Consider the following 6,883-nt stretch of genomic DNA (forward strand, 5'->3'; position numbering starts at 1 on the left):
ATGAATATGCGTGTACTGCATGCGAGCACGAATTTGAAGCTTTTCACTCCATCACCGCCGATCCCATTCGCCTGTGTCCCGAATGCGGCGAGCAAAAGGTCGAGCGTCTCATTAGTGGCGGCGCGGGGTTGATCTTTAAGGGATCGGGTTTTTACATCACCGATTATCGAAGTGAAGGATACAAGGAAGCAGCTAAAAAGGATAAAGAAGCAGCCAGCGGCAAAAAATCTGACAAAAAGAAATCAGAGACTAAAAAGACCTCTGAATCAAAAAGCTCGGATACCAAAGCAGCATAAAAAATAGAAATTATATTCTATCATGTCCCGTGCTCTGACATGGGAGCCAAACAAGGAGAATCTACATGAGCAACGTAATAGGCATTGATCTGGGAACGACCAACTCTTGTGTCGCTGTGATGGAAGGCGGCGACCCGGTTGTTGTTCCAAATTCAGAAGGGGGACGGACCACGCCCTCTGTCGTTGCATTCGCACAGGATGGGGAGCGCCTCATTGGTGAGGTTGCCAAAAGGCAGGCTGTGACCAATCCGACCAAGACCATTTATTCTATCAAGCGGTTTATGGGGCGTCGCCGAGAAGAGGTGAGCACTGAGATTTCCGAAGTGCCTTACACGGTCACGAGTGACGCCAATGGGCTGGCATCTGTACAGCTCGACGACAAGACATATACCCCGCCCGAGATTTCGGCGATGGTGCTTCAAAAGATGAAGCAAACCGCTGAAGATTATCTCGGTGAAACCATCACGCAGGCCGTGGTCACAGTTCCCGCATATTTTAATGATGCACAGCGACAGGCCACCAAAGATGCTGGCAAAATTGCTGGCCTCGATGTATTGCGCATTGTCAATGAACCAACGGCTGCATCACTGGCTTATGGGCTGGACAAAAAGAGCGATGAAAAAATCGCGGTTTTCGATCTCGGTGGCGGCACATTTGATATTTCCATTCTCGAACTGGGCGATGGCGTTTTTGAAGTCAAATCCACCAATGGCGATACCCATTTGGGTGGAGATGACTTTGATCAGCGCGTTATTGACTTTCTGGCTGAGGAATTTTTAAAAGAAAATAGCGTGGATTTGCGCCAGGATCCCATGGCTCTGCAACGCCTGAAAGAAGCGGCAGAAAAAGCCAAGTGCGAATTATCGACTTCCGCATCTACCGACATCAATCTGCCGTTTATCACAGCCGATGCATCTGGACCCAAGCATCTCAATGTCAACCTGTCGCGCGCGCGATTTGAGCAACTCGTCGATGACCTCGTCCAGCGCACGAAAGGGCCTTGTGAACAGGCTATTCGGGATGCCGGTCTTTCGGCTTCTGATATTGACGAAGTGATTCTGGTGGGCGGTTCAACGCGCATCCCCAAAGTACAGGAAATTGTGCAGGAAGTTTTTGGCAAAGAGCCTAACAGGGGGGTAAATCCCGATGAAGTTGTCGCCATTGGTGCGGCTATTCAAGCGGGTGTGCTCTCTGGAGATGTGACCGATGTGCTATTGCTCGATGTGACGCCGCTCTCGCTGGGTATTGAAACGCTCGGCGGCGTGATGACGCGCCTTATTGATCGCAACACCACAATTCCATCGAAAAAGGCCGAAGTGTTTTCAACTGCTGCCGACAGCCAGCCTTCGGTGGAGATTCACGTCTTGCAGGGCGAGCGCGATATGTCAGTAGATAATCGCACCATTGGTCGGTTCCATCTCGATGGTATTCCGCCTGCACCGCGCGGTGTGCCGCAAATTGAAGTCACATTTGACATCGATGCAAATGGTATTCTCAATGTTTCGGCAAAGGACAAGGGCACGGGCAAAGAGCAGAATATTCGCATCGAAGCATCGTCGGGATTGTCAGACGCAGAAATTGATAAAATGGTCAATGACGCACAGGCGAATGCCGCCGAAGATAAGCAGAAACGCGAGGCTGTGGAAATCAAAAATGCGGCCGAGCAGCAGGTGCATCAGACCGAAAAACAGATGGAAGAGATGGGTGACAAGGTCAGCGCTGAGACGAAGGCCAAAGTGACAGAGGCTGTTGACAAGGTCAAAGACGCCCTCAAGGGAGATAATGTCGATGCGATTAAATCGGCGAATGAAAATCTCACCCAGGTCTGGCATCAGGTTGCGAGTGAACTCTATCAGCAAGCTTCAGCAGAGGAGGGGCCCCAGGGTGCGCCAGGAGAACCTCCGTCAGGTGGTGCAGAAGGTCCCAAACAAAGCGATGATGGGGCTGTTGATGCTGAATATGAAGAAGTTGTGGATGATAAGAAGAAGTAAAGGTTGGATATCACAATAAAACGCCGAGGGCAAAAAGTCCTCGGCGTTTTTGTTTGCGTAGGGGAGCGCTAATCACGACGCTTTTTCGATTGTCACGCGAATTGCACTCAGGGGTTTGATGAACCGGAACCTGACGGTTTTGCTGCGCGTGTCGAATCCGCCTGTGCCAACATCCTGGCTCGACAATTCCCGCAAAAAGTTTGCGACCCAGGTTGTGTCGCGTTGCCATTGTGGTACGGCATTTCGGATAAACAAGCGCACGAGGTCTGCATTGCGGTTCAAGTCGGCATCGGATATATCGAGCACGGTTACCATAATTTCGGATCGCAACAAATCGACTTCTGGACCCCAGAACTCCAGTACGACTTGTCCGCTGCCCGTTGCGCCAAAATGGCGCGGCTGACCCTCGAGGGGATCCACTTCTTCCAGTATCATATCATCGGGCATGCCCGCAATCATGCCATCAATGGATAGGGCGCCGGGAGATGGTGGCGTTACCTGGGTTGCTGGCGTCTCTTGCGGTTCAGTTGCAGGCTGAGTAGGGCGCGCTGCAGGCCGCTTTTTTCGGGTGCTTGAAGAACGACGTGCGAGGTCTTTTTGCAAAGCTGCACGCACGGCTGCGGCGTCTCCGACATAATTGCCGTGTACCCATCCCTCGATTTTTCCATCTGTGCGTACACGTAACCAGGGATTGGCTTTTTCAAAAATCTCCAGTTCACGACCGCGCTGCAAGCGCTCAACCACCTGCGATTTTGTCGTTGGCTTCTCGCGCAAATTCAGAATTGCAGCGGTGACATAGACTGTTTCTTTAGGTAATAGAAAATCGCAACCGCTTAAACTTGCCGTGAGTACACAAAAAAGGCCGACAGAAAATCGGTCGGCCAAAAACTTAGACCTCACCATCAATCATCCCTCCTCAAAACCCTTGTAGATATTTTTTCTGGATTGAAAATATCGGAAATGCGATTGCGGTCAAGGATTAAATTCTACTTTAATCCAAATACGTCATTTGTGAAGTTTGAGGCCACTTGCATTGTTCGGGGGCATTTGTCGCGCTTGCCCATTCCCGAATGACTTCCAGATCCCTTCTTTTTTCCTGCATTTTTTTCGCAACCCACTCAGGATCCCAGCCATCCAGCACTTTTGCTGTCAGTTCTTCCCGAATCGCCTGACAATCTTCGTCGTTCGCCCGATTGTGCAATTCCTCTGGATCTTCGGATAGATTGAATAATTGCGGATCATAGCCATGATAGTAAATTAGTTTCCAATCGCCCTGTCGAATCATGCGCTGGTAATGGCCTTCGTAGATACAGTATTCTGAAAAAGCAATATCTTCCCATGTATCCACTTCACCGCGAAGCAATGGCAACAGGCTGCGCCCGCGCGAATGGGGCAATTCGGGTGTTCCCAATGCGTCGAGCATGGTTGCATTTAAGTCCAATGCGCTGATGACACAGTTATTGACCTGTCCTTTGGGCAGCGCATCGGGCCATGAAATAATTGCCGGTACTCGAACGGACTCTTCGTAAAATGTTCGCTTCATCCACAATGCTTTTTCGCCCACATGTTCGCCGTGGTCTGATGAATATACGATCATTGTGTTCTGTGCAAATCCATTCCTTTCTAATGCCTCCAAAAGTTGTCCGATCATGCGGTCCATCGCCGTGACCAGTGCCCAGTAAGCTGCGCGGGCGCGCGTGGTGTCGGTATCTTCAATTTCCAAAAAACGGTTTCGGTTTCGCCACCATTGGAAAAAGGGATGTGACTCATCGCCTGTTGGTTTGGGATGTTTTGGAGGCGTAATCACGTCGATGTACTGATCGTAATCTGCTTTTCGCGCAATATAAGGCGAGTGTGGTAGCATATATCCCACGTGCAAACAAAAGGGGGTATCCGTTTGTCCGCTGCGTTTTCTTATGCCTTCTCGATTGATAAAATCAACTGCTGACGCTGTCACATCTTCATCGTGTACTTCGTAACTGCTCTGGCCTGCACCTGATTTTTGAACCGATTGGATTAAGTTGCTGGGGGCATCGCCTGTGCCCGGGTAATTCGAAGAATGATCTCCAATGGGACGATCCACATACCCGTGCAACTGATCTGTGCCCAGGGCGTGCATGCGGCCTATGAGCACGGGGTGGTAGCCAGCCGCGCCCATTGCATGCGCAAGGGTTGGCCGTCCCGAATCCAGAATGTGATGGTTGGTCCACACTTCATTTTCATAAGGATACCGTCCCGTTAACATCGACATCCGCGATGGCGTGCATACAGGCGATGGACAATAGGCATTGTTAAATCTCACCCCCTGTGCTGCGAGGGCATCCAGATGGGGTGTTTGAACGAGTGAATCGCCATAACAGCCGAGTACTTTTGGGCTGTGCTGGTCTGAGTGGATGTAGAGCAAGTTTGGTCGGGTCATGTTTGAGTCCTTTCACTGGTACACAGAAGGCAGGCAGCGGTTGCCCGTGCCTGCCATTATTTTCTCAATTAAGAGTGAGACAGCTATTTCTCACTCGCAGCCACTGTATTTACCAATCGTCCAATACCCGAGATCTCAATTTCTACCTTGTCACCTGGTTGCATATAGGTGCCCGTTGTATCGCCCACGCCCGAAATTGTGCCTGTGCTGATCAGATCGCCCGGTTCGAGTGTGATGATTGCCGAGATGTATTCGATAATTTTATCTACGGGATACAACATTTGTCCCGTGTTGTTGTGTTGCTTGCGGTCGCCATTTACATACGTGCTGATGTCGAGGGTGTGTGGATCTGTAATTTCGTCTGAGGTTACAATCCACGGTCCCTGGGGTGCAAAGGTGTCCAGCCATTTGCCGTTTAACCAGTCAAACCATTCATCTCTTGGTCGGCTATCCGTGCGCTTTTTGATTTGCAACATGCGCTCTGAGACATCGTTCATGACGGTATAACCCGCGACATAATCCAGCGCGTCTTCTGCCTGTACGCCTTTTGCTTCTCGGCCTATTACGACGGCCAATTCGCCTTCCCAATCTACGCCTCTTGCGATGGGGGGGATCAAAATTTGATCGCCCGGTCCAATTACTGTCGATGTTGGGGGCTTCATAAATACGCGCGGCGTTTCCTTGTCCTGAATTTGCATCTTGGTCGTGCCGCTTTCTTCAATGTGATCCTGATAATTGCCCGCCAGGCAGAATAATTTGCGCGGATTGGGCATTGGTGCGCTCAATTTGACGTCGCTGACGGCAAAGCTGGTCTCGCCATCCGGTGTGCCATTCAAACGCTTTTCAGCATCAGCCGCCGCCTGTTGTGCCGCAGACCGTCCTTCTGCTCCGGCTTCGAGAAGGGTCAGCATATCCGTGAAAAAGGGAGGGTTTTCCGATTGGGCTAATGCGCTGTCTGCTGCGGCGAGATCGACGATAATCGAATCATTTGCGACGACTGCGCCAATGGATTCTGCACCGCCGACTGAATAAGTTGCGAGTTTCATGTTTTCTCCTTGTGCGAATGCTCAATGACTGGTAAACGACAATGGGAATGTCGGTTCTTGTGTCTGCTTTTGGGTGGGGGTTTCAATCTTTTGATGATAATATTCTTCGACGAATTGCGCCAGATTTTTGCTCGCCTCTTCAAAGACTATTTTGCCCTTTTCTGCGGTTGCCTTTTCCGCCTCGCCCATCACGCCCGAATCTGTATATTGACTCGTCCATTCAATGATTCCCACAGGTCCTCTGCTGAACAGATCGGTCCAGACAAATTTGGATCCTCGCTTATTGGTCCTGGCGATTTCGCTCTTGATTTTATCCTTGCGCACGCTTTCTGGAGACAAATGGAGCAACATGGATGTTTCCAATTCGCCCGCATGCGAACATCCGCCGGGAAATACGCTTTCGCGCCATTCTTTGTCAAAGTCCGGATCAACCTTGAGCAATTGCCACCACGAGCAGAAAGCACAACTCGCGTCTGTTTCTACGATTGTGCGCCGGGCGACCATTTCGACCAGGTTGTGGTTGGAACCGTGTCCGTTGACGAGGATCATTTTTTTAAAGCCGTGATAGGCAAGGCTTTTGCAGATGTCCAGCAGGTACTGAATGAAGTGTTCGTAGTGTATATTCAGCGAGCCGGGAAAATCCATGACGTGGTGTACATAGCCATAACTCACGGGCGGTAGCACCAGGCTGTATTCCGGTTTTAAGCGCGCGCCTTCGGTCGCCACGGCATTGGCACATAGATGATCGACTTTCAAGGGCAAGTGATGCCCGTGCTGTTCGACTGCGCCGGTTGGAATAATCGGAATTTTTCCCATTTCCACAGCTTCGTTCACTTCGGGCCAGGTCAGTTCGTCAAATTTGTAAATATCTTTTACAGAAGCCATTTTTTTACCTTTCATTGTCATTTGCGGATGGAGACCTTGCCGCCACTCGATTCTGTCACTTTGACGGGTGTTGCGCCGCCGCGCACCACGATGTCGCTACCAGAGTTGGCATGGGCGTTTACAGTTTCTGTTACAATAACGGTGATATCGGCACCACTGGAAGCCCGTAGATTGCCATGCTGGCAAGAGAGATCGCTCGCTTTCACATTGGCACCACTGGTCGCTTTGATGTCTAATTTCTCACAA

At 50.5% G+C, this 6,883-nt stretch carries 7 protein-coding genes; 2 read left to right on the top strand and 5 right to left on the bottom strand.

The genetic code is table 11. The annotated features are described in order from the left end of the window. Both F4Y39_06190 and dnaK read left to right on the top strand, forming a co-directional pair. A partial coding sequence (locus F4Y39_06190; protein MYC13300.1) for a zinc ribbon domain-containing protein occupies positions 1-296 on the top strand: 296 nt, incomplete at its 5' end. Between the two features lie 65 nt (positions 297-361). Then, the gene (dnaK, locus tag F4Y39_06195; protein MYC13301.1) at positions 362-2,287 is read left to right on the top strand and encodes a molecular chaperone DnaK; all 1,926 of its coding nucleotides are present in this window, start codon (positions 362-364) and stop codon (positions 2,285-2,287) included. Between the two features lie 72 nt (positions 2,288-2,359). On the opposite strand, the gene F4Y39_06200 is transcribed toward dnaK, so the two are convergent. From F4Y39_06200 to F4Y39_06220, 5 genes are all read right to left on the bottom strand, one after another. Further along, positions 2,360-3,190 carry an SH3 domain-containing protein gene (locus tag F4Y39_06200; GenBank protein MYC13302.1) on the bottom strand — a complete coding sequence of 277 codons (831 nt, stop codon included), beginning with the start codon at positions 3,188-3,190 and terminating at the stop codon, positions 2,360-2,362. 88 nt (positions 3,191-3,278) lie between these two features. Beyond that, on the bottom strand, positions 3,279-4,706 hold the full coding sequence (locus tag F4Y39_06205) for a sulfatase-like hydrolase/transferase (protein ID MYC13303.1): 1,428 nt from the start codon (positions 4,704-4,706) through the stop codon (positions 3,279-3,281). Between the two features lie 83 nt (positions 4,707-4,789). Then, positions 4,790-5,752, bottom strand: coding sequence for a fumarylacetoacetate hydrolase family protein (locus F4Y39_06210; GenBank protein ID MYC13304.1), 963 nt, complete (start codon positions 5,750-5,752; stop codon positions 4,790-4,792). Between the two features lie 21 nt (positions 5,753-5,773). Beyond that, a complete protein-coding gene (locus F4Y39_06215) occupies positions 5,774-6,658 on the bottom strand; it encodes a creatininase family protein (protein MYC13305.1) in 885 nt (294 codons plus the stop codon). Beyond that, entirely contained in the window at positions 6,655-6,843 is a 189-nt protein-coding gene (locus F4Y39_06220) for a hypothetical protein (protein MYC13306.1), read from the bottom strand. Before F4Y39_06220 ends, F4Y39_06215 begins: the two co-directional genes overlap by 4 nt. Positions 6,844-6,883 lie beyond the last annotated feature (40 nt).

This window comes from Gemmatimonadota bacterium (assembly GCA_009838845.1).
Lineage (GTDB): Bacteria > Latescibacterota > UBA2968 > UBA2968 > UBA2968 > VXRD01.

Coding starts and splice junctions, on each gene's coding strand:
- F4Y39_06215 (MYC13305.1), bottom strand. CDS start 6,658: ATGACAATGAAAGGTAAAAAAATGGCTTCTGTAAAAGATATTTACAAA.
- dnaK (MYC13301.1), top strand. CDS start 362: ATGAGCAACGTAATAGGCATTGATCTGGGAACGACCAACTCTTGTGTC.
- F4Y39_06200 (MYC13302.1), bottom strand. CDS start 3,190: ATGGTGAGGTCTAAGTTTTTGGCCGACCGATTTTCTGTCGGCCTTTTT.
- F4Y39_06210 (MYC13304.1), bottom strand. CDS start 5,752: ATGAAACTCGCAACTTATTCAGTCGGCGGTGCAGAATCCATTGGCGCA.
- F4Y39_06205 (MYC13303.1), bottom strand. CDS start 4,706: ATGACCCGACCAAACTTGCTCTACATCCACTCAGACCAGCACAGCCCA.